Genomic DNA, 23,342 nt, shown 5'->3' with positions numbered 1-23,342 from the left:
GAGCAGTCGCTTTTTTTACTGGTCGAATCGGAGACTTCTACAAAATAAAGGCTCTATTAAAATCCTGGTTGAATTGAAAAAACAAGAGAAAATAGGCTATGAGAAATAAGTGAAGAAACACGTTCCTACTAGGCAGAAGAAACCCTCCTTGTCGGTACATCTTTCATAGGTCGTTCTTTTTATCGGATTTTAGAATTTAAAAAAGCAATTTTAGGCACGAATCTCTTGTTTGATTAGACTTTCTTCGTAAATGAACGAATAAACTGCTTCGTTCACAAGGGTTGGTTGACATAAATTAGTTGGATCAAAAGAATTTTTGACGACTATTAACCTGCCTTCGGGAGCTGCGTCGGTAATTTCCTTTGATTTTTGCACAACAATAGGAACTAAATCGCCAACGATCCCTAAAATGGGGATGGAAACATTCTTTAGTTTAGGGAGATAATTCATCCCTAAACAACCAAGCATTTGGACTAGGACACTTTTAGCTTTTCGATTGTCAATCACGGACATCATTTCTTCATAGGCCAAGTTCCAATCTTTATAATGAGAAAAGAACGGACGTATCCATTTTTTCGGCAAGTAAGAAGAAAGAGCCACAGCGGCACCGAAAAGAGTAAGTTGTACTTCTTTTATGTTTTTCGGAAACATATTGGCATAGGTATCCAGAAGAATCAACTTTGATATATACTCTGGAAACATAAAGGCTACGTTTTGTGCGACGATACCTCCATAAGAGACACCCATAAAAATGGCTTGTTCGATTTTAAGATGGTCCAACAATTGAATGATCGATATAGCGTGGGCCTTCGCACATTTCCAAGGGTTGACGCGTTCCATATCGTCGGAAGCACCTGTTCCCCTTAAATCGAGAGTGATCGTTTGAAAATTTTGTGAAAAATAGTCAACTTGAGGGCCGAACATCGTATGAGATGATCCGACTCCAGGTATAAATACAATTGGGTACCCTTCTCCGTTAATTTCATAATACATTCCTTCATATTTCATCTTAAACACCTATGCCTTTTATCAGTTTGTCGTATCATAATAAAATATTTATTTTTTTGCGAAAATTTAAAAAAATAAAAACCAATTACACCCATATAATTGAACATGATGCTCTAAATCAACCTTTATCTTTAACATAGCTAAAATAAAAAAGAAGTTACATTCATCGCAGGAAAAGTAAAAGTAGAGTATAAAAATTAACCTTTTAATTAAGTAAATGGTTTCACTGTAAAAGATAGTATTTTATGAGTATTTATTCTTTTGTAGATTGCAAAGTATACTAAATTAGAGTTTAATAAATAAAGTGGTTAATTAATACTATGTATTTTATACTATCATTACAGTGTTAATAAAGAAAAGGGGTTTGTTTTTTTGTGTTTACTGTGTTTTTGAAAGAAGCTAACCAAGAATCGCTACTGGAAGTTGGGTCTAAAGCATTACACTTGGCGAACATCATAAATGAGGGGGTTCATATCCCCAATGGATTTGTTCTCAAAGCGGGTGCTTTAAAAAGATTTATGAAAGAGAATGCTTTACATAATCAAGTACATAAAGAGGAATTCATTGATGTATTCATGGAGGCGCCTCTTCCGAAAGATATAGAAAAGGAAGTATTATCTTCCTATGAAAAGTTGAAGGAACTAACAGGTTCCAAAGAATTGGCAGTGGCTGTTAGGTCGTCGTCTTCTGCGGAAGATTTAAAGGCCGCTTCCTTCGCAGGTCAATATGAGACAATCTTGAACGTTTGTGAGGAAGAACAATTGCTTTATGCAGTCAAACAGTGCTGGGCATCCCTGTTCTCCAATCGTGTTCGTGAATATGCTGCACAAAAAGATATTTCTTTGGATGCGTTTCCTATGGGGATTTTAATTCAGCAAATGGTGTATCCCGATGTGTCCGGAGTGATCTTTAGTCTGAACCCCATTACTCAAGATACGAATGAAATCATTATTAATGCGAGTTATGGCTTGGGTGAAGCCATTGTTTCAGGAATTGTGACCCCCGACACTTTCATCGTGAATAAAGAAACGAAGTCTATTATGAAAGATTTAGGTCTTAAAGAAGTGAAGATATTGCCTATAAATAATCAAATCATTGAAGTGGAAACTACGTCGGAAGAAAGTAACGCCTACTGTCTTAATGAAGAGAGCATTTTATCTTTAGAGTCTGTAACAAGTAAACTAGAGGCATTTTATGAATTTCCTGTTGATATAGAGTTTGCCATTAAAGATGACATGATTTTCGTTCTTCAATCTAGACCCATTACATCTTAGAAATAAGGAGAGTGCGAAAAATATGTTGAATATTGAAAATTTCCGAAGTGAATTAATGCTTAACGAAGAGGATAAACAAAATGGATTTTGGTTTCTAGATGAATTGCATCTACCCGGTTCTTTAACCCCCCTGTTTGCGTCTTACATGGCACCAGCCGTTACAGAAGGGACAAAAAAAGCTTATGAAACATTGAAACTTCCAATCCATCAATTCCAAATTAAAATTTCCGATTCTCACTATTATCAGAATACCGTTTCCTATCAAGGGGATATTGGAAAACGGTTGGAAGAAAATGCAACGGCTATAGAAGCATTGTTGCCAAACTTAAGTGATATATTCTGGAATTATATGAATCAAGAGTTAATACCGTACTTTAACACACTGGACCAATACCGTAAAAATGGCTTTACTTTGGCAGAAGCAAAGGGAATCCTTATAGAATTATTTGAATTTTTCAAACGCGCATGGGAGATTCACTTCGAGGTCGTTATGCCTAGAGGCTCTGTTGGTTTACTTTTAGAAGATGCCTATAAGAATTTAACGGGTGATACGAATACGACCTATGTGTATGATCTCCTTGAAGGTGTGATGAACAAATCATTAGAAACGGATCGAGTTTTATGGAAGCTTGCGAAGGTGACTATTGGATCCCCTGAAGTATCGAACTGTTTTACTTCCGTTCCTAATGAAGATTTAGTGACGGAGCTTAAAGCATCTCCTGAAGGCCAAACTTTCCTGGACCAAGTCCAAGATACTTTAGAAATTTACGGGTGGCGCATCGCGAATTCCCATGAGTTTTCTGATGAAACATGGGTGGAGAATCCTGAATATGCCTTAGCTGTCATTTCGGAATATATGAAGAAGGACTTCGATTTTGATGAAGAATTTGCACGTGTTGTAGCGGAACGCGAACATAAAGTTTCCGCTCTATTAGAGAAGTACCCGGAGAGTGAAGCAAAAGCAAGGTTCAAGCAGATCCATGACTGGGCGTTAGCCTATTGGGGTGTTGATGAAGATCATCACTTCTACATTGATGCCATGCTTCCTGCCAAAGCTCGACTTGTTCTACTAGAAGTAGGAACCCTTTTAGTTGAAGCAAAAGCAATCGAAGAGAAACAGGATATTTTCTTTTTATATCTGGATGAGTTAGTTGAATTGGTAAATGATCCAAGAGATATAACCACCAAAATCATGGAGCGTAAGGCGGTACATGAGCAAGATTCGAAAAAAACTATTCCTGAAACATTTGGCGTGCCTCCTCAAGAGGAAGCGGCGCCTGTTATCGAAAGAATCTTTGGAACAAGAGCGGCGGAAGTGGATGAACAAGAGAAAAGCTTTAAAGGGTATGCGGCCTCAAAAGGAGTCCATACGGGTACGGTGAAAATTGTTCGGGATCAGAATGATTTTTCTAAAGTTCAGAAGGGTGATGTACTGGTTTGTAAAACAACACTCCCACCATGGACCGTGCTATTTTCTATATCCGGTGCTGTTGTCACGGATGCAGGAGGAATCCTGTCTCACGCTGGAACGGTTGCCCGTGAATACAAGCTTCCAGCTGTTTTAGGTACAAAAGTGGCAACGCAAATGTTAGAAGACGGTGATATCGTACGTGTGGATGGAACAAATGGAGTCGTGTACATTGTTAAAGAAAAGTAACAATATTCCTTTGCTTGCGATTTTAACGGGGGCTTTTCTAGTCCCGTTGAATTCTACAATGATAACGATAGGTTTATCTACTATCATGGACGCCTTTCAGACGAATGTAGCAAATGTCTCCTGGATTGTGACGGTGTATCTCATTATCATGATCGTAGCCCAACCAATAGCAGGAAAACTCGGGGATATGTATGGAACACGCAAATTGTTCTTACTCGGCTTGCTTTTATTTCTAGTGGCTTCGTTAGTATGTGTCTATGCACCTAATTTACTGGTATTGATCATTGGTAGAGGCATTCAAGCTTTGGGCGGGGCTTTGATTACGCCGAATGGCACGGCGATCATTCGCCTTATCACACCTAAGTCAAAGTTAACCAAGGCATTCGGTGTGTTTGGGTTTGCGATGTCCATTGGGGCGGCACTCGGCCCACTCATTGGGGCCATGCTAATTAGTGGATGGGGTTGGCATGCCACCTTTTGGATAAACATTCCCTTTACGATTTTGTCCTTCCTTATTGCCTATAAATACCTACCGAATATCGAACCGAAAATCCATACTCGATTAGATATTCAAGGATCCATTCTATTAGGTACATTCTTAACGGTTCTTGTCCTGATCGTGACAAATGAATGGTATAGGAATGGTTGGCTATGGTTGGTCTTCATATTAGCTTTCGTTCTATTTGTATATAGAGAGAAGCGATATGGCAATCCAATCATCGATTTTTCACTCTTTAAAGACGCCAGTTTTACAAGTGCAAATCTATCGATCCTACTGAACAATGCCATCATGTATTGTACGATATTGATCATGCCTATGATGTTAGAAAGGGATGTGGGATACTCGATCGGTTCGATTGGACTTCTTTTGTTCGTATTCTCTTTAGCTATTTCCATTGCATCATGGGTAGGTGGATATGTAGAAGGTAAGATGGGAAAGGGTATGACGGTTAGGCTATCTTTTGCCTTATTAGGTCTGGCATTGGTATTATATGTTGTTCTTCCAAGTATCAATGGAATAGTCTTTGCGGGTTTGATTTTATTTCTAGGTGGAATTGGCTCGGGATTGGGCGTTCCTTCCATGCAAGCGGCGTCTCTTGAATCCGTTGCGAAGGAATTAACAGGGGTAGCTTCCGGTATTTATTCCATGTTTCGCTACTTCGGTTCAATAGCCGCATCTGTCATCATCAGTTTACAAATTCATTACTCAGTGACTATGTATATTTTGATTGCATTTTCGATATTAGGCTTGATTGTATCGAAAGGCATGTTCATCCGTGTGAAAAAAGAAGAAAAGAATGCAAACACACACATTTTATAGCTTATGCAGAAAGTAGACAAACTTGAAAATCGGTTTGTCTACTTTTTTTGGTTTGTTCCATATGGAAGTAGATTTCCACTCCAGGCACTCGCTTTCCGCGGGCGGTCCGCGAGCCTCCTCGGCTAACGCCTGCGGGGTCTCCCGTAGACACGCGTTTCCCGCAGGAGTCTCGTGCCTCTACTATGTTTTACTTCGTAGATTGAACATTTTTCCTTTTATCCCTGACCTGAATCTTAAACGCACGCTCCTTATCAGGAAACAAAAACTAAATATGTATATCATTGACAGTTATATCGGCCGCTGATACAATAAGTGTATCAACAGTCGATATAACGTTAGACGATAGGTGGGGGAATGATGGAAGATAAGGCTCCTTTGACAGAGGGTGTTTATTACATCCTTTTATCTTTATATGAACCAAGGCATGGCTATGGGATTATGCAATTTGTTTCCGAACTTAGCGATGGTCGTGTTGAGCTTGGTCCTGGAACGATTTATGGTGCGATTAAGACATTGGTTAAGCGAAAGTGGATTGTTGCTTTAGATGAGGATGGACGAAAAAAGGAATATGTTATTACGGATGCTGGGAAGCTGATGGTGGAAAATGAAATGAAACGTCTCCATGAGTTGTATCATAACGGTTTGCTCATTACGAAAGGGGAGAACCAGCTGTGAAGAAAGTAAGGTATCGCTTTTACTTGGATTACGAAAAAGAAGAAAAGTGGATTAATGAGATGGCTGCGTACGGTTGGCACCTAAAGAAGTTTTCGTTGGGGCGGTTCACCTTTACAAAGGGAGAGCCTGGTGCATTCCTTTACCGCAATGAGTTTATCATGGGAAAGTCTAAAAATGAGATGAAGGATTATTTTGACTTGCTTAAAGACAGTGGGATCACCATTATTCATGAATTTGGTGGCTGGGTGTACATGAAAAAGGTAGCATCTGAAGGTCCGTTTGAACTATATACAGATACTCAATCAAGGATCGACTATTATACCCGCATGTTGAATATTTTCCTTTTACTCTTTTTTATTAATGTATGGTCGGGTATTGTGAACGTAGGTGTTTTAGGGGATCAATCACTGCCGGAATTCTTTAACTCAGCTGTAGGTATTCTTAACATTGCCGTAGCATTGCTGATCGCCATTCCCATTATAAAAATCATTCAGCGAAAAAGGGCATTGAAGAAAAGTCAGCAATTTTTTGAATAAGCTAACCCATTAATTGAATTCAAAGAGAAAATAAAAAGGTCTGAGTCCAATGCAATATCGAACTCAGACCTAACCTTTTAATCAAGGGATTACTTCACATGTTCTTGCTTTAATTGTTTTGTTTACGTGCTGGTTTAAAAATAGACAGCAGGTAAATCACTAAACCGACAATACCGATTCCTGCAATCGTGATGAACGATCCACCAGTGTAGAAGCCACTACCGAAGTAGAAGATTTCACGTAATCCTTCAGACGCAAAGCGGATTGGAACCCAAGGGCGTATGAAGTTCACGAAGAAATCGGGTAGCATTTCTAGTGGTGTCATTAATACACCCATACCTAGAAGCATGACAACCATGAATAACGTGATGGCTGGTTTACCGATCCATGCCGTAATGGCTGATACTAATAGGAAGAAACAGAATGCTGCAAACGATACGAAGAATGCAACTAGTAAGTAACTTGGCATGTTAATACCGGCGATGGACGCTAATGTCGAAACTGTAAAGCCAGAGAATAGGGCGATGATCACGCCGAATAATACTTGACCACCCATTAAGCGTAATGTTTGTTTGCGTGTTAAGTTTTCTTTCTTAGTGATGTTTGATATGGCTAAGAATAGGATGAAACCGCCGATTAAGGCACCTACCCAAGCAGGTACGGCCATTAATGTTGGTGCACTACCATTTGCCGTTGAGGCTGTGATTTCATTAAACACTTTTTCTTCGGAAACGATTGGGTTCACTAATACAGCTGCTTGGGCTGCATCAATTTGTTGACCATCCATTTGCTTGATGAAATTTGTAGAATATTGATTATTTAATTGGGTAACTAAGCCGTTTAATGCAGTTTTCGCAAAGTTAGCACCCGTCATGTTATATCCTTGATTAATATAAATTTTCAACTGTGCTGATTTGTTATTCTTCACGGCATTTTGTAAGCTATCGTTATAGCCTTCAGGAATGACCAATGCGGCATAGTACTGTTTATCATCGAATAGATCTTCAATATTTTCTTCTTTTTCCTTTGTAAAAGCTAACATCGGTTCTTCGCCATCCGTGCCTTTACTCATTTGTTCAACGGCTGATTGGACAGCGTCTACATGTGCTCCTTCATCGTTGACAATAAGGGCAACCGGTAAATTTCTTACTTTCGGGTTACCTTGGGCGAATAAGTTTACCGAAAATAGAGCGATAATTAATATAACCGCGATGGGAGCAGCCCATGCTAGTTTATTTTTAAATAGTCTCAATGTATATCATCCTTTCTCAATTTTCAACATGTTGTTCAGTGGTATGTATATATCTTATAGTTTTTAGGACCATATAAGCAATGAACAAAAGTGAACAGATTGTTCAATTTTAGGACGGAGGTGATGATGATGAGCACGTATGCAGAGAAAAACCGAAAAACCAAACAGCTCATTCAAACGTCGTTTATACATATCTTAGAAGAAAAGTCCTTTGATTCAATTACGGTAGGGGACATTACGAAAACGGCACAAATTAACCGTGGAACATTTTATTTGCACTATCAAGATAAGTTCGATTTGCTAGATCGGATTGAACAGCAGTTGTTTGAGGACTTAGGCAATCATATTGATGAATTGCAATCTTGCTATTCACCTACTCATACTTTTGAAAAAGGACAGGAGCAATTAGCGGCTGCCTTATTTAGCTCCATTAAAATGCATGCGCCCTTACTAAAGATATTTTTAAGCAATCATGGGAGAACAGGTTTCCACCTTCGATTTCGAGATGCCTTTTCCGAAAAAGTGCGTGTTAATTTAGAGAAAAATGAAAGCTTCCATGCATCCAATGTAAAAGTGCCCATGGACTACTTTCTATCCTTCATTACGTCTGCTTTTTTAGGATTGATCGAGCAATGGGTACAAAATGATTTAGATAAAACTCCTCAAGAAATGACCGAATTATATATTGATATCATTTCCTATATTCAAAAGAAATAACCAGGTGCGAAAGGACAGTTAATTAATAGAGAAAAAATAAAAAAACGACATGAGCTCTGAAATTTCATAGAGCTCAAGCCGTTTAGTCATTATCTGAATCCCGCTGTGAATTAATTATGGGAGGGTCCAGTAATAAGAGAAGTAATAGCAAGTATGATATGAATAGGAAGCGTTATTCAGGGATATGAACGGTTAGGCTACCTATCACCCCATGTTATCCAACTCGATGTCCAACTAACTTTGATGTAGGGAGCATCCCTGCTTTTGCTTCACCAATCATTTTGTTTCCATCTACGTAAACGCTGAAATTCAAATTAAGGCGCATGGGCTTAGACACTTTCATGGACCACTTTAATTGATTCGATTCTAGTACGGGATCGTCCATTGTGACAATATCATCTCCTTGCTTTGCTGTACCTACTAGTTTCCCATTTTGATTGGTTACATGTAATAAAATCGGGATTTTTCCAATAGGTGTGGAGATGGTGGTATCCCAATTGCCTTGGAAGTCATCTCTTGAATCAGTTGGGATAGCGGACTCATCACTTGTCACTTTAATATCATTTTCCTGTCGGATTTCTTTCGGTACATTTCCTTCATTTCTCCAAACTGTACCTCTACGTTCGTACTCAAACAGCTGTTCCACCGCGTGGGCTATAAGTGGGCCTAATTCTCGCTCAACCAGGTAAAGGGCAACATCGAGTCCAGAAGTAACGCCACCGCCAGTAACAATATCCCCATCATCTACAATTCGAGCATGAACAGGAATTGCATTCGTCGCACTTAAAAGCCCCATTCCCATGTGATGGGTAACGGCATGCCGACCTTCTAATAAGCCGCTCATGGCCAATATAAGGGAACCACCGCAAACTGTGGATAGCAATATATCTGGATTTCCAATGGCTTGTTTTAATAATTGTCTCAAGTTAGTTTCAGATGCTTGCTGGAGCCTAACCGGTATCGATTCGGCTCCAGTATCATGAACGGAACCAAAGGCTCCCGGAATAAGAATGATCCCTTTACGAGTTACGTCCAGTTCCCCACTTGCTTGAATTTGTAAACCATTCACTCCACTTGTCACCATTCGTTCCCCTTCTGCAGAAACGAGTGTTACGGTTAAGTCATCTTTCAAGTACATCCCAGCAGCAGTAAACACTTCATAAGGTGCAATAGCGTCTAATAAATCAAATCCATCAAACAATACAATTTGGATATGCATACATTTCCCCTCCAAAATTAAATTTCCTATGTTCCTATTTAGTAAGAAGTTCTTTAAATCTTTGGTATTCGGCCTCTGTCATTTCCCCTTTGCTTACCAGCTTTTTTAGATGGGTAAGTTGATTGAAATCCTTATAACGAGATCGTATGGCGAATATGCGAACGGCTACAAAACAAAATAGTGTAAGACAGAACAATGCACCAAATGGAAAAAATGAATAACTTTGATCTTCAACACCCATTATTAAATCCCCCTCGAAGTTATTAGAATTGTGGAACGAAACATTACAATAGTTGAAGTTTGTTTCACAGTTATAGAATAACCGTTAAATATCTCAAAAAATGGTATGAAACAATCACAAAATAATCACAATCCATCCTAAAACGTTTCCTTTTTCAAAAAAGTGATAAAATTGAATCAAATTGTAAGGATAGTATATAGGGGAGCCAATTAGAGAGGGGAATTAGATTTGTGAAGGATGTACATACCGTTTTAGTTGTGGACGATGACCATAGCATTGTTGAATTATTGAGGGATTTCTTAATAAATGAGGGATTTCAGGTGAAACTTGCTTATGATACTACTCAGGCGCTTGATGTGGTAAAGCAATGTAGAATTGATTGCCTTGTCCTTGATATCATGATGCCGGGACAAAATGGTTTTGAGTTATGTCGGCAGATTCGTATGAAAAGCAACGTCCCGATTCTTTTTTTGAGTGCGCTTAGTGATGATGTAGACAAGATACGAGGCCTTGCACTTGGAGGAGATGATTATATAGTCAAAACCGCTTCGCCTGGTGAGATTGTTGCAAGAGTGAAGGCGGTATTACGTCGCTCCAGTTCTCAGCAAGAGTTAAAGGGGAAGGTCTTGGATTATGGGCGCCTCTCGTTGGATTTATCCACAAGAGAGGTATCTATAGAAGGGCAGCCCATCTCGCTTACACCGAAAGAGTATGATTTACTGCAATTATTCGCGGAACATCCGAAATATGTTTTTACATACGAGCAATTACTCGAAAAGTTTTGGGAAGGGATTGGGGACAAACATACTATTCGTGTCCATCTAAGTCGACTTCGGGAGAAAATTGAAGCGGACCCTAACGAACCGAAATTTATAGTCAATGTATGGGGTATAGGCTATCGTTTTAAAGGAGAATAAAATGAAAACCATTCGAATTCGTCATTTCACCATCCTCTGCCTACTCATTATCCTTACTTTCCCGTGGGTGTTTTATGTAGGTGGGCATATTCTTGAAACAAAGTCATTCAATCTTGGAATGGATGAACCACAACAGGAGAATATGGAAGCGATAACTCACTTGATTGAAACAAATACTGATAAATGGAAAAGTCCTGCTTGGCAAGACCAATTAAGCGGGCTTTTAGAGAAAGCAGACATGGGCGTGTCGATACTATCCGGATCTAATCAGGCGATTTTTCAATCGGACTCTGACCGAGGGCCGTCCTCTGCGAGCGTGGAACAGTTTTCAATCATACAGGATGGGCAGGTGCTTGGAAGGGTTGTCATCTATCAAGATCATTCAAAAATGACTCAAATAATTGCAGTCATTTCTGGCCTAATCGTGGCGATTTTGGTCATTACCTATGCAATGCGAAGATATATTCTCATTCCTTTGGAGAAAACGGGTCTATGTGCTCGACAGATTGGAGAGGGAGACCTGGATATCCAGTTACCTTCATCAAGGATTTCAGAAATTGATGAGGTACATGACGGGTTTACTATTATGGTAGATAGTCTAAAAAAATCTTTTCAGAAACAGGATGAATTGGAAGCTGAAAGGAGATTTGTCATTACTGCTGTTGCACATGATTTACGAACGCCTTTGTTTGCTTTGCGTGGTTACCTAGATGGTTTAGAGCAAGGCATTGCTGATACACCTGAAAAGAAAGCAAAGTATTTGGCGGTATGTAAGGAGAAGTCGGCGCAGTTGGATCGATTAGTAGAGGATCTTTTCACGTTTGCTAAGACGGAATACCAAGAAGTGAATCTGCCTGAAAACAGGATTGATCTGTGTCTTGTTCTCAAGAACTCCATAGAAAGTCTGCGCCTGCAGGCTCAGCAAAAGGGGATTTCTATCATGACAGATCATTTAAAAACGGGTTGCTACATCAAGGGTGATTCGCACTTATTGGAACGAGCCCTGAATAACTTGCTAGATAATGCGGTAAGGCATACACCTAGGAATGGAGAAATATTCATTACTTGCAATAGAGAGGATAACCAAGTGATCTTTACGGTACAAGATACAGGAAAGGGGTTCTCTATGGAAGACCTTCCGCGAGTATTTGAACCACTATATCGTGGGGAAGCATCGAGAAATCGCTCAACCGGAGGAGCAGGATTAGGTTTAACGATTTCTCAGCGAATCATTAGACAGCATGGTGGTGAGTTGGTAGTAGGAAATAACCCTGAAGGTGGTGCAATCTTAAATGGTTGGTTACCTTTGGGAAATTTTTAGTGTAGCATGCTTTCCGCAAACAGCTGGAAGGTATATCGAAACAAATCATCCATGAAAAAGCAGAAGGTGCCTAAGCGCCTTCTGCTTTTTCCTTCATGTTCATTAACCTTTTAAGAAATCAGCTTTAGCGAAAGCAGGGTTCGGGTACTTGTAGAAGCCTTCTCCTGCTGCTCTGCCTGTTTTCCCTTTGTCGATGTATTCCGTTTTCAAGAGGTTAGCCAATTTCACGAAATGTGGATCGCCTGCTTGAGCCTTGGCATTGGCAATGTTATAGGCGGTGGTGATTCCCACTACGTCCAAGATGGCGAAAGGTCCGAGTGGAGCTCCTGTTGCAATCATCCATGTCTTGTCGATGGTTGCAGGGTCGGCGACTTCATTCAATAGGAGTCCTTGGCCTGCTTCCAAGAACGGAACCAATAAAGAGTTCAGGATATAGCCGGGTTGCTCTTTATGTAATGGCAGGGCAACCATTCCGATTGCTTTTGCGAATTCAATCACTTCATCAAAGTACTGGTCATTTGTTCCAGGGTGCTTCATGACTTCAGCGGTATTGTTTTTCCAAATTTCATTCGCGAAGTGTAAGGCGAGGAATTTCTCGGGACGGCCTGTCGCTTCCGCAAATTGACTTGGCAATAATGTCGAAGAGTTCGTTGCAAAAACGGTTTTCTCAGGCGCCACTCTTCCTAATTCCGTATAAAAATCGGTTTTAATCTGAACGACTTCCGGAATCGCTTCAATCACAAGATCCGCATCCGCTACAGCCTTTGCAAGATCAGAGTGGAAGGTAAGACGGTCATAAGCCACGTTTAAATCTTCGTCTTTTGCCCCTAAATCTTCTTTATAATACGGCTTCAAGTTCGTGATTCTTTCTTTGGCACGTTCTAAAGCTTCGTCGTTAATGTCATATATCGTTACATTGAATTTTCCTACATAAGCAGTTTGGAAGGCTATCTGACTTCCTAAAACGCCGCTTCCGGCAACTGTGATGTTTTTGTAATTCATCATCGTAAAAACCCCTTTTTCGTTAGTTATCCTCGTTTGTTTAAGCTTTCATGAATGAAATGCAGGGATAGCCTTGATGTTTTTAAGTATTCCCGTAAACGACCTTAATAAACGCAAAGACAAATCCGGAAGCATGTCTAAAGTTCTATTTAATTTTAACAAAAAAGGGGAATAAAGTCCTTTTGGAAACCTTGTTATCCCTTTTTTAGACCCTGACTTATTTGTCTTTTGCCCTTGGGAAAAGCGTTATTTTGTTTAGGTCTATAGCAACGGGGAAGAAGAAATAATAGAGAATATCGATAGGAGGAATAGTAGATGACTAAAACGATTTTCATCACGGGAGCAGGCAGTGGGCTTGGAAGAGGAACGGCATTAGGATTAGCGAAGAGAGGGCACCACGTGATTGCGACGACCGAAATCACATCTCAGAAAACGGATCTAATGCGAGAAGCACAGGAGCAAGGCTTGAATATGGACGTGCTCAAATTGGATATCACGAATGAACGGGACAGGGCTCTGATTGATGTGTATGATTTTGACGTGTTTGTGGCCAATGCTGCTATCAACGAAGGCGGTGCACTAGGGGAAGTGCCGATGGATCGGTTCCGGGCGATTTTCGAAGTGAATGTATTTGCGACACTTGAATCCGTCCAACGCGCAGCAAGGAAGCTGGTCAAAAAAGGAAGCGGGAAAATCGTGTTCTTGAGTTCGATGGCCGGAATTATCACGACCCCATTCGGAGGTCCATATGCGACAACCAAACATGCCATCGAGGGTATGGCGTTAACCTTGAAGGATGAGCTTGAGCCATTTGGGGTGCAGGTGGCGACCATTAATCCGGGTGCCTATAATACGGGCTTCAACGACAGGGCTGCAGAGGAGAAATGGAAGTGGTTCGATGAGGAACGTAACTTTACACGGAAGGAAGATATGGAGAAACAGGATGCGGGATTAAAGAACCAACTTGATCCGGAAGATATGATCGAGAAGATGATTGAAATCATCCCGGCCGACCACCATAAATTCCGTACAGCCTATCCGGAAAAAACGGAAAAACAGATGAAGCAAACCGAACAGGATCGTTGGGACATGGAGATTTGATGAAACGACTAAAAAGCACTCATTTTGAGCCATTCAAAATGAGTGCTTTTTTTATGTGGTCTTTAGGCACGCCTGTACCGCCACATAGAAGAGACCTACTACCTACAAAAAAACCAAAGGTATTCAAATGTGGGTTTCATGCCCTATTACTTATTGCTTTTTTCAAAATACTCTGTTTAGAGTAAGCTGAACATACGTGCAAATGTAGAAGGCTGAGAATCTTTAGATGTTTTGAAGGAGGAATATGACTTAATGAACAAAGAAGTGATTCCTATTAAAGAAATTACGAATTTTCAGTCACGTGCTGATGAGTTTTTCCCGATTGAATGGTACAAAGAAATGCTTCACGATCATCCTGTCTATTTCCATGAGGGAACGAATACGTGGAATGTGTTTAAATATGAACATGTTAAACAGGTATTAAGTAACTATAAGGTTTTTTCAAGTGAAGGACCTAGAAGTGCTATTTTCGTTGGAGCGGGTAAGAAGGCAGAAAAACCTTCTTCCATAACGAATCTTACATTGGTGGATCCACCTACACATCGGAAGAGCCGCTCCTTGTTAGCAGCCGCTTTCACCCCGCGCAGTTTGAAAGAATGGGAACCTCGTATTCACCAAATTATTAGCGACCTTGTAGATGACATTCCAGCTGACTCAACGGTCGATATTATAAAAACATTCTCTGGCCCTTTACCTGCTATGGTTATCGCGGATTTATTCGGGGTGCCGATTCAAGATCAACACCAGTTCAAAGAATGGGTGGATATCCTGTTCCAACCTTATGACGAAGCAAGGTTGGAAGATATCATGCGTAAAAAGGAACAGGCGGCAAAGGAATATTTCCAATACCTATATCCGATTGTCGTTCAGAAACGTTCGAATCTGTCAGATGATATTATCTGTGACTTAATCCGGGCAGAAGTGGATGGGGAAAGGTTTACGGATGAAGAGATCGTGCAGGCGACGATGCTCCTATTAGGCGCGGGTGTCGAAACGACTAGCCATGCGATCGCGAATTCTTTCTATTCATTACTTTATGATGATCCGTCAATCTATGGAGAACTCCGGAATGAGCCTGAATTGATTCCGAATGCAGTCGAGGAAATGCTACGGTATCGGTTCCACAGCTCCAGACGAGATCGTACGGTTAAAGAAGATAATGATTTATTAGGGGTTCCGTTAAAAAAAGGGGATACCGTCATCGCTTGGATGAGCGGCTGCAATCTGGATGGAGATATGTTTGAAGATCCTTTCAAAATAGACATCCGCCGTCCAAATAATAAGAAGCATTTGACCTTCGGAAGCGGGCCACATTTCTGTTTAGGTGCACCGCTTGCACGATTGGAAATGAAATTGGCTTTGGAGCTTTTCACAAAGAAATTCTCTCGTATCGAACCTGTCGAAGGGTTTGATTTAGAACAAAACTTAACCGAATCCGCTACTGGACAGTCCTTAACGTATTTACCGGTCAAGGTCTATAAGTAAGAGAGGAAAGTACAATACTATAGGAGCATCAGAATACTCTGATGTCAGAGTTTAGACAAAAGGGGGTCGGAATTATTAAGTTCCGATCCCCTTTTGAAATTCTTTTCGAATCTTCGCCTAAACTTGCCGTGTCCAATTTGCCATCTTCTATACATTCAGGGCAGGCTCCATTTTAAGAACTAATAATTCTATTGTGAAACAATCTTGACTTAGGAAATAGGGTTTTATCTATGAGTTAAAACAAAGTTGATAGGAACGGAAGGTACGAGACTCCTGCGGGAAAAGCGTGTCTACAGGAGACCCCGCAGGCGAAAGCCGAGGAGGCTCGCGGACCGCCCGCGGAAAGCGAGTGCCTGGAGTGGAAATCAACGTCCACATTGTACAAGCCATACAAACTCGATTTTTATAGAGTTTGTCTACAGTCTGGCATCAGAATACTTCTGATGTTCTTTTTTTCATGATTTTTAGCTGGAGAATCAACTATCAGAAAACTTCTTTAATGCTGTTCGTGTGCTAGAAATAGTCATGAATGATTCCTTTAAATTGTTTGCATAGCAAGAGAGCTTTAGGAATATAAAACAAAGTTTACGAAAACCTAATCAAGAAAATACTTATAGATAGATTCTGCAAAAGACCAAGCAGGCTTTTAGGAATATCCAATCCAAAATAGTATAATAGAACGTATATGAAAGTTGATTTAGAAAGGGGCTAACTATTATGGCACAATCATTAAAAAATAAAGTAGCAATTGTTACCGGTGGGGCAAGAGGAATCGGGAAAGCAACGGCTATCGCACTAGCTAAAGAAGGAGTAAACGTTGGTTTACTTGCAAGAACAGAGGCAACTCTAAAAGAGGCGGCTACCGAAATTGAAGGGTTAGGCGTTAAAGTGGCCTATGCAGCGGCTGATGTTTCATCAAAGGAACAAGTGGAAGCAGCGATTGAATCTTTAACAAAAGAGTTGGGGAATGCTGATATTCTAATTAATAGCGCGGGTATCGGAACATTCGGTACGGTTATGGAAATGGATCCAGAAGAATGGAAACAAATCATTGATACAAACTTAATGGGCACCTATTATGTAACACATGCTGTACTGCCTCAATTAATCGAGAAAAATGGTGGGGACATCATCAATGTGTCTTCCACAAATGGATTGAGTGGAGCCGCTACATCAAGTGCATACAGTGCATCCAAGTTTGCCGTAATTGGTTTTACAGAATCCTTAGCACAAGAAGTTCGCCGCAACAATATTCGCGTGTCTGCTTTGACACCAAGTACGGTGGCAACAGATCTTGCGCTTGACCTAAGCTTAATTAAGGAAAATAACGATACAAAATTCATCCAACCTGAAGATATTGCAGAATTCATCGTGGACCAATTAAAGATCAATCCACGTATGTATGTCAAAACAGCAAGCTTCATCGCAACGAACCCATTTTAATGCCGTTTATTTTCAATAAATAAAGAACTAAAAGAGTTAGTTATCCAAAAGGATAATTGACTCTTTTTTTGTTATGAAGGCATCTAAGTTAATGAGAATAATTTCTGGTTTTCTGGAGAAATTTATCAATTATAGGTTTTCTTTTTTCAAAACGAAGGTATAGAAGAAGTATTGTCTAATTAGTTAGTAAACGACTTTTAAGAAATTAAGGGACGGCCCCTAATAGATAGATGAGTGGTTATCTAGTAATCCTCACTACTGAGAATATACGATATTTATTGAGAAAGAAAAATGTAATTCATTTTACGTGCATTCTTTACGTGCATACCCTATAATGGTTTTGTATTGATTATAATAATTATCATTTAATATTTAATATAAATGATAATTCCCCTTATAAACTGGAATACTAGTGAAGTAAGGGCCACTATTTTTAAGGAGGTTTTCATTTTGGCAGAGAACAAAGATATGAATGCTCCAAAAGGACAGGATCAAGAAAAAGATGTGAAACGCGATACGTTGACCACGCGTCAAGGTCACCCTGTGACGGATAACCAGAATATCCGAACAGTAGGTAATCGCGGTCCCGCTACACTTGAGAATTATCATTTCATCGAAAAGATTTCCCACTTTGACCGGGAGGAAGTGCCGGAGCGTGTGGTTCACGCACGTGGTGCTGGAGCATTTGGCTATTTTGAAGCATATGGAAAAGTCGGAGATGAACCTCCAGAAAAATATACACGGGCGAAAGTATTTTCGGGTGCTGGGAAGCGAACACCACTCATGGTCCGTTTCTCTACCGTGGCAGGATCGAAGGATTCGCCAGAAACAGCACGGGATCCACGCGGTTTTGCCGTGAAAATGTATACGGAAGATGGTAACTGGGATCTTGTCGGTAACAACCTGAAAATTTTCTTTATTCGTGATGCGATGAAGTTCCCTGATATGATTCATGCATTCAAGGTGGATCCAGCATCGAACGTGGCGAATCCTGAGCAGATGTTCGACTTTGTTTCCCGTTCACCTGAAGCTACGCATATGATTACATTCCTATTTTCTCCATGGGGCATTCCAGCTACATACCGCCATATGCAGGGTTCTGGAGTGAATACTTATAAATGGGTGAATGACAAAGGCGAAGCTGTGCTTGTAAAGTATCATTGGGAGCCTAAGCAAGGCATCCGCAACTTAACCCAAGAAGAAGCAGACGCTATTCAAGCGAAGACCGTCGCCCATGCGACACAGGATTTATATGAATCCATCGAGCGTGGCGAGTATCCGGAATGGGAACTCTATGTGCAAATCATGGAGGATGACTACCATCCAGAACTTGATTTCGATCCGCTAGATGATACAAAACTCTGGCCGGAAGATAAATTCCCATGGTTGCCAGTCGGTCGTATGGTCCTTGATCGCAATCCGGTGGATTACCATGCGGAAATCGAGCAGGCCGCCTTCGGTACAGGGGTCCTTGTCGACGGAATGGATTTCTCCGATGATAAAATGCTCCAAGGCCGTACGTTCTCCTACTCTGATACGCAACGCTATCGTGTAGGTCCGAACTATCTGAAATTGCCTGTGAATGCTCCGAAAGTGCCTGTCCGCACGAATCAGCATCGTGGTCAAATGGATATTCGTGACCCGAAAGAGAATGGTGAAAATCCATCGATTAACTATGAACCTTCGATGATCGGCGGGTACAAGGAAGCAAGCAAAGAAGAGCGTCCACAGCACCGTCCGAGCTATAATGCGGCGGTAATGAGCGAGCCGATTGACCGTCCTAATAACTATGGTCAAGCGGGCGAAACATATCGCAGCTTTGAGGACTGGGAACGTGATGAATTAATCAACAACCTATCCAATGCACTTGCAATATGTGACAAACGTATTCAAGATGCCATGGTTGAGCACTTTACACAAGCCGATGAAGAATATGGCCGCCGTGTGAAGGAAGGCATCGAAATGAAAATGAAAGAAATCAAGGAAAAACAGGAAGAAGGCAAGATTCCAGGCCGTGAATCAGGTAAGTCGAAATATGGCCAAGGTACATTAGCGGCAAATGAAGCGACTAAAGATGCCGTGAAGAAAAGCCACGAAGCCGACCCTTATTAAGAGGCAATAAAACAAAGCAGCTGTCCCAAAGTCGGTGAAAACTGACGGGCGGGCAGCTTTTTTTTAGTCTTTGGTTAAAGAGTTCTTGTTATTTCGGTGTCCCCTTTATTGGTACCAATAAATGTCGGAAATTGGATAAAATATGTTAAAATATAAGGGGATTATAATCTCCTGATCAATATGTAAAAGAAATAACGAATAGGGAAATGGGGAATGAAAATGGATGTGAGATTTCCAATTGGGGAATTACAAGTACCTGAACAAGTAACACTAGAAAACATTCAAGAATGGTTAAAGGATATCGAAACATACACCATTCAATTAAGAGAAACTGTTGACTCATTAAGTGATGAGGAATTAAAGAAAACATATCGTGAGGGTAGCTGGAATGTTCGTCAGCTTGTTCATCACATTGCAGATTCCCAGTTGAACATGTATCAACGTTTGAAGCTGGCTTTGACAGATGAGAACCCAACGGTACCAGGTTTTGACCAGGAAAAATGGGCGATTCAACCGGACACTGAACTTCCAATAGAAAGTTCCGTTAAAATGCTAGAAGGGATAAATGAGCGTATCGTTGCTTTAGGGCATAGTTTAACCGAAGAGCAAGTACGTCGAACTTTCACTCATCAGGAAAATGGTGAAATAACAGTGGCAAAAAAAATCGCAAAATTAGCTTGGCACGAAAATCACCACTTAGCCCATATAAAAATCGCCTTATCGAAATAACAATTGGATGGGATCGGCTTATCGAAAGTCGATAAGCCATTTTTTTAAACGGGTATCCTCGAAAGGTTGTAGCAAATCAGCTAAATGTCTTCAATTTCTTGATTGAAAAATTGTCCTCTAATAAAGCCCAGTTTTGGGGGTAAGGGAAACCTAGTGCCCAGTAGCTGATACCGCGGAGCTTATATTGCTTTGCGAGTTCAAACTTGGCTTGGGCGCTCCGTGCATCTTCAAACCATACTTCATGCGTTTTCCCTTTTTCGTCTGAATAGCGGAAAAAGGGTGATTGGGCGACCGGATCATATTGAATGGGTGCTCCGTGCTTAACGGCCCTTCTTACGGCTTCTTGTGGGCTGAATGTCTCGGCTTCCTGGCCTTTAACATGTGGGAGGAGCCAATCCCGTGCATATATTTGGAACCCTAAAAAGATCTTTTCTGCAGGAATCACCGTCAAGGCATACTCCACGACCTTCCTCATTTGGTCGAGGGGAGAGATGGCTTGAGGAGGACCCATCCGATATCCCCATTCATACGTCATGAGCACGACGAAATCGACAATCCGTCCATGCGCTTCATAATCATGTGCTTCATATAACACACCAGCTTGCTCTTCGCTCGTCTTGGGCGCAAGGGCAGTGGAAACCAAATAGCCTCTAGCATGAAGGCGCTCAACGGCCAGTTGCAGGAATCGGTTGTAATCCTCGCGATTCTCGGGCAATACATTTTCAAAATCGATGTTTAGTGCGGTATAGCCTTTGTCATCCATCACTTCAAGCACATTCCTGATGACCTTTTCCCTTAATGAAGAGTTGGACAAAATGACTTGGGCTAGGTTGGATCCGGCTTCCGTTGAAGTGAAGTTCGTAATCGACATCATGGGGACGATGCTTTTTGAAATCGCGGCGTCGACCATATCTTCATCATTCAGTCCTTCTAATGTGCCATCTTCCTTGATTTTATACGCAAAAGGGCTGAGGTAAGTAAGTAGTTGGCCGATATCTTGGATGGATTGGACGGCTGCATCACTTGATTGATAGGTATAAGCATTCACTTCTATCGCTCGTTTCGACCTTGGGATGATGAGGTTCATTCCTACATAAATCGTGTTTGGGTCTTCGATTTGATTGACACTCAAGATGGCCTGAACGGTCGTGCCATACCAAACGGAAATGTCCCATAACGTTTGTCCCGACTGAACGACGTGTGTAATGGGCGGGATATATAGAACACTGCCTTGGTAAAGTACGTTTGGGTCGGTAAGTTGATTGGCTTGCATGAGTGCTTGAATGGTCAGTCCATATTGCTGGGCAATCGACCATAAGGTTTCTCCGGCTTCAACGATGTGAGAGGTCCCGATGTGAGGAATAACCAATGACTGGCCAAGCGTTAATTGGCTTGGGTCGGATAATGCATTTAATTTAACAATTGAATCGATCGTTACTCCATAGCGGTTTGCAATTTTCCATAACGAATCGCCACTGCTTACTACATAGATAATCAACAGAACTCCCCCTTAAGTCATTTCATTCATGCATTCTATGTAATAGCCGTTTAAATGTGTATTTACCTATGGTGTTTTTCAAACGCGATTGCTTAAAAAGGGTCATCTTGATGTGGAAGCGGTATAATAAATGGGCATATGCAGACATTAAAAACGTGCATAAGGACCATGCAAATGACTATTTTTGTTTTAAATATGAGGAAAAACCAGTACAGACATGACTAAAGAAAAGGGGATTCTATGACAAAAAATAATGAATCAGGATGGAACTTCGAAAATAGCTATGCTGGACTTCCAAAAGCTCTTTTCACCCTTACCGACCCGACTCTAGTAAGTGCACCTGAATTGATCATTCTCAATGAAAAGCTGGCTGCTACTTTAGGGTTGTCCGCGAAAGAATTAGAAAGCGATGAGGGTGTGGAAGTACTTGCTGGAAACGAGATTCCTGAAGGAGCCTTGCCTCTTTCCCAAGCATACGCGGGTCACCAATTCGGTCATTTCACGATGCTAGGTGACGGGCGAGCGGTGCTCTTGGGTGAGCAGATTACGCCAGAGGGGGAAAGGATGGACATCCAGCTTAAAGGTCCAGGAAGAACACCCTATTCACGCGGGGGGGATGGACGCGCGGCACTGGGTCCGATGTTACGTGAATATATCATCAGTGAAGCCATGCATGCGCTGGGAATTCCCACATCGCGTAGTTTGGCTGTAGTGAAGACAGGCGACCCGGTCTATCGGGAAACTGTGCTACCAGGTGCGGTTTTAACGCGAGTGGCTGCCAGCCATCTTCGTGTCGGAACTTTTCAATATGTTGCTAAGTGGAGGACAATCGAGGAACTGCAGGCCCTTGTAGACTATACTATCAAGCGTCATTTTCCAGAGGTGGAAGCTGCTGAAAACCGAGCTCAATCGATGCTAAGGGAGGTCATCAAACGACAGGCCAAGCTTATTTCAAAATGGCAGTTGGTTGGCTTCATACATGGGGTGATGAACACCGACAATATGACCATCAGCGGAGAAAGCATCGATTACGGCCCATGTGCCTTCATGGATACCTATGATCCGGAAACGGTATTCAGCTCCATTGACGTTCAAGGCCGTTATGCCTATGGAAATCAGCCATACATTGCCGCTTGGAACCTAGCCCGATTGGCGGAAAGCCTACTGCCACTGTTGCATGACGACCAGGAACAGGCCATTCAACTGGCGCAGGATGAGATCTCGGAATTCAATAAGTTGTATCATACACATTGGTTCAAGGGCATGAGGGCAAAGTTGGGCATTTTTAATGAAGAGGCAGAGGATGAAGCGCTGATCGAAGGACTCCTCGACATGATGAAGAAGCATCGGGCAGACTATACGAACACCTTCCGTGCCTTAACGTTTGAAACAAAAGGGGACGCAGCCCTTTTCGATTCTCCGGAGTTTGACGAGTGGAAAAGACTGTGGCAGGAGCGAGTAGGGCGTCAACAGGAATCGAAAGACTCTTCGAAGAAACTGATGCAAGAAAGTAATCCTGCGGTGATTCCACGAAATCACCGGGTGGAAGAAGTATTGGATGCTGCGGTGAAAAAAGGCGATTACAGTGTGTTGGAACGACTTCTAGAAGTACTCTCACACCCATACGCGCATACGAGAGATCAGGAAGCATACGCAACAGTACCTGAATCATGCGGCCCGTACCAGACTTTTTGTGGTACTTAATGAAATAGAGAAAAAAGAGAAAAAGCAAAGCTGCCCCATTTTTTAGGCAGCTTTTTTGTAAATCCCCATGATAGGATATTATCTTCATTGGAATGTGAGGATAAAAGAACAGTTTAAAAGTATTTATTAA

20 protein-coding genes are annotated in these 23,342 nt (G+C 41.4%); 14 read left to right on the top strand and 6 right to left on the bottom strand.

What is annotated here, in order from left to right:
• Positions 1–210: 210 nt before the first annotated feature.
• Positions 211–1,008 (bottom strand): alpha/beta fold hydrolase, encoded by a 798-nt coding sequence (locus ACIQXR_RS10075; RefSeq protein WP_402871701.1) that lies wholly within the window; start codon positions 1,006–1,008, stop codon positions 211–213.
• 374 nt (positions 1,009–1,382) lie between these two features.
• Here ACIQXR_RS10075 and ACIQXR_RS10070 point away from each other — a divergent pair, with 374 nt between their 5' ends.
• The 5 genes from ACIQXR_RS10070 to ACIQXR_RS10050 all read left to right on the top strand — a co-directional run bounded on the left by ACIQXR_RS10070 (position 1,383) and on the right by ACIQXR_RS10050 (position 6,471).
• The gene (locus ACIQXR_RS10070) at positions 1,383–2,282 is read left to right on the top strand and encodes a PEP/pyruvate-binding domain-containing protein (RefSeq protein ID WP_402871698.1); all 900 of its coding nucleotides are present in this window, start codon (positions 1,383–1,385) and stop codon (positions 2,280–2,282) included.
• Positions 2,283–2,304: 22 nt separating this feature from the next.
• Positions 2,305–3,939: a PEP-utilizing enzyme gene (locus ACIQXR_RS10065; RefSeq protein WP_402871695.1), complete on the top strand. Its 1,635-nt coding sequence runs from the start codon at positions 2,305–2,307 to the stop codon at positions 3,937–3,939.
• Entirely contained in the window at positions 3,923–5,260 is a 1,338-nt protein-coding gene (locus tag ACIQXR_RS10060; RefSeq protein ID WP_402871692.1) for an MFS transporter, read from the top strand. Before ACIQXR_RS10065 ends, ACIQXR_RS10060 begins: the two co-directional genes overlap by 17 nt.
• 357 nt (positions 5,261–5,617) lie before the next feature.
• Positions 5,618–5,935: a PadR family transcriptional regulator gene (locus ACIQXR_RS10055; protein WP_402871689.1), complete on the top strand. Its 318-nt coding sequence runs from the start codon at positions 5,618–5,620 to the stop codon at positions 5,933–5,935.
• A complete protein-coding gene (locus ACIQXR_RS10050; protein WP_402871686.1) occupies positions 5,932–6,471 on the top strand; it encodes a DUF2812 domain-containing protein in 540 nt (179 codons plus the stop codon). The genes ACIQXR_RS10055 and ACIQXR_RS10050 overlap by 4 nt, the downstream gene beginning before the upstream one ends.
• A 109-nt stretch (positions 6,472–6,580) precedes the next feature.
• Here ACIQXR_RS10050 and ACIQXR_RS10045 read toward each other — a convergent pair whose 3' ends face one another.
• A complete protein-coding gene (locus ACIQXR_RS10045; protein ID WP_402871683.1) occupies positions 6,581–7,723 on the bottom strand; it encodes a YhgE/Pip domain-containing protein in 1,143 nt (380 codons plus the stop codon).
• A 129-nt stretch (positions 7,724–7,852) separates the two neighbouring features.
• On the opposite strand from ACIQXR_RS10045, the gene ACIQXR_RS10040 reads away from it, so the two are divergent.
• Complete coding sequence (locus tag ACIQXR_RS10040) at positions 7,853–8,440, top strand: TetR/AcrR family transcriptional regulator (protein WP_402871680.1); 588 nt, start codon at positions 7,853–7,855, stop codon at positions 8,438–8,440.
• Positions 8,441–8,654: 214 nt separating this feature from the next.
• Here ACIQXR_RS10040 and ACIQXR_RS10035 read toward each other — a convergent pair whose 3' ends face one another.
• Together ACIQXR_RS10035 and ACIQXR_RS10030 are read right to left on the bottom strand one after the other, a co-directional pair.
• On the bottom strand, positions 8,655–9,659 hold the full coding sequence (locus tag ACIQXR_RS10035; RefSeq protein ID WP_402871677.1) for a DJ-1/PfpI family protein: 1,005 nt from the start codon (positions 9,657–9,659) through the stop codon (positions 8,655–8,657).
• Positions 9,660–9,693: 34 nt separating this feature from the next.
• The gene (locus ACIQXR_RS10030) at positions 9,694–9,900 is read right to left on the bottom strand and encodes a hypothetical protein (RefSeq protein WP_402871674.1); all 207 of its coding nucleotides are present in this window, start codon (positions 9,898–9,900) and stop codon (positions 9,694–9,696) included.
• Positions 9,901–10,130: 230 nt separating this feature from the next.
• On the opposite strand from ACIQXR_RS10030, the gene ACIQXR_RS10025 reads away from it, so the two are divergent.
• Both ACIQXR_RS10025 and ACIQXR_RS10020 read left to right on the top strand, forming a co-directional pair.
• Positions 10,131–10,817 (top strand): response regulator transcription factor, encoded by a 687-nt coding sequence (locus ACIQXR_RS10025; protein ID WP_402871671.1) that lies wholly within the window; start codon positions 10,131–10,133, stop codon positions 10,815–10,817.
• Position 10,818: 1 nt separating this feature from the next.
• Positions 10,819–12,138, top strand: coding sequence for a sensor histidine kinase (locus ACIQXR_RS10020; RefSeq protein WP_402871668.1), 1,320 nt, complete (start codon positions 10,819–10,821; stop codon positions 12,136–12,138).
• A 102-nt stretch (positions 12,139–12,240) separates the two neighbouring features.
• On the opposite strand, the gene ACIQXR_RS10015 is transcribed toward ACIQXR_RS10020, so the two are convergent.
• Positions 12,241–13,140, bottom strand: a complete 900-nt coding sequence (locus ACIQXR_RS10015) for a 3-hydroxyacyl-CoA dehydrogenase (protein ID WP_402872301.1) — start codon at positions 13,138–13,140, stop codon at positions 12,241–12,243.
• A gap of 315 nt (positions 13,141–13,455) precedes the next feature.
• On the opposite strand from ACIQXR_RS10015, the gene ACIQXR_RS10010 reads away from it, so the two are divergent.
• From ACIQXR_RS10010 to ACIQXR_RS09990, 5 genes are all read left to right on the top strand, one after another.
• A complete protein-coding gene (locus tag ACIQXR_RS10010; protein ID WP_402871666.1) occupies positions 13,456–14,241 on the top strand; it encodes an SDR family oxidoreductase in 786 nt (261 codons plus the stop codon).
• A 252-nt stretch (positions 14,242–14,493) separates the two neighbouring features.
• Entirely contained in the window at positions 14,494–15,726 is a 1,233-nt protein-coding gene (locus tag ACIQXR_RS10005; RefSeq protein ID WP_402871661.1) for a cytochrome P450, read from the top strand.
• A 717-nt stretch (positions 15,727–16,443) separates the two neighbouring features.
• Positions 16,444–17,169 carry a 3-ketoacyl-ACP reductase gene (locus tag ACIQXR_RS10000; RefSeq protein ID WP_402871658.1) on the top strand — a complete coding sequence of 242 codons (726 nt, stop codon included), beginning with the start codon at positions 16,444–16,446 and terminating at the stop codon, positions 17,167–17,169.
• 450 nt (positions 17,170–17,619) lie between these two features.
• A complete protein-coding gene (locus tag ACIQXR_RS09995; RefSeq protein WP_402871656.1) occupies positions 17,620–19,281 on the top strand; it encodes a catalase in 1,662 nt (553 codons plus the stop codon).
• Positions 19,282–19,500: 219 nt separating this feature from the next.
• Complete coding sequence (locus ACIQXR_RS09990) at positions 19,501–20,010, top strand: YfiT family bacillithiol transferase (protein WP_402871653.1); 510 nt, start codon at positions 19,501–19,503, stop codon at positions 20,008–20,010.
• 76 nt (positions 20,011–20,086) lie between these two features.
• On the opposite strand, the gene ACIQXR_RS09985 is transcribed toward ACIQXR_RS09990, so the two are convergent.
• Positions 20,087–21,508: a glycoside hydrolase family 18 protein gene (locus ACIQXR_RS09985; protein WP_402871650.1), complete on the bottom strand. Its 1,422-nt coding sequence runs from the start codon at positions 21,506–21,508 to the stop codon at positions 20,087–20,089.
• Positions 21,509–21,748: 240 nt separating this feature from the next.
• Here ACIQXR_RS09985 and ACIQXR_RS09980 point away from each other — a divergent pair, with 240 nt between their 5' ends.
• Entirely contained in the window at positions 21,749–23,212 is a 1,464-nt protein-coding gene (locus ACIQXR_RS09980) for a protein adenylyltransferase SelO (protein WP_402871646.1), read from the top strand.
• Positions 23,213–23,342: the final 130 nt, after the last annotated feature.

The organism is Peribacillus sp. NPDC097224 (genome assembly GCF_044761985.1).
In the GTDB taxonomy this organism is placed as follows: domain Bacteria; phylum Bacillota; class Bacilli; order Bacillales; family DSM-1321; genus Peribacillus.
This window is presented reverse-complemented; position numbering and strand designations above follow the sequence as displayed.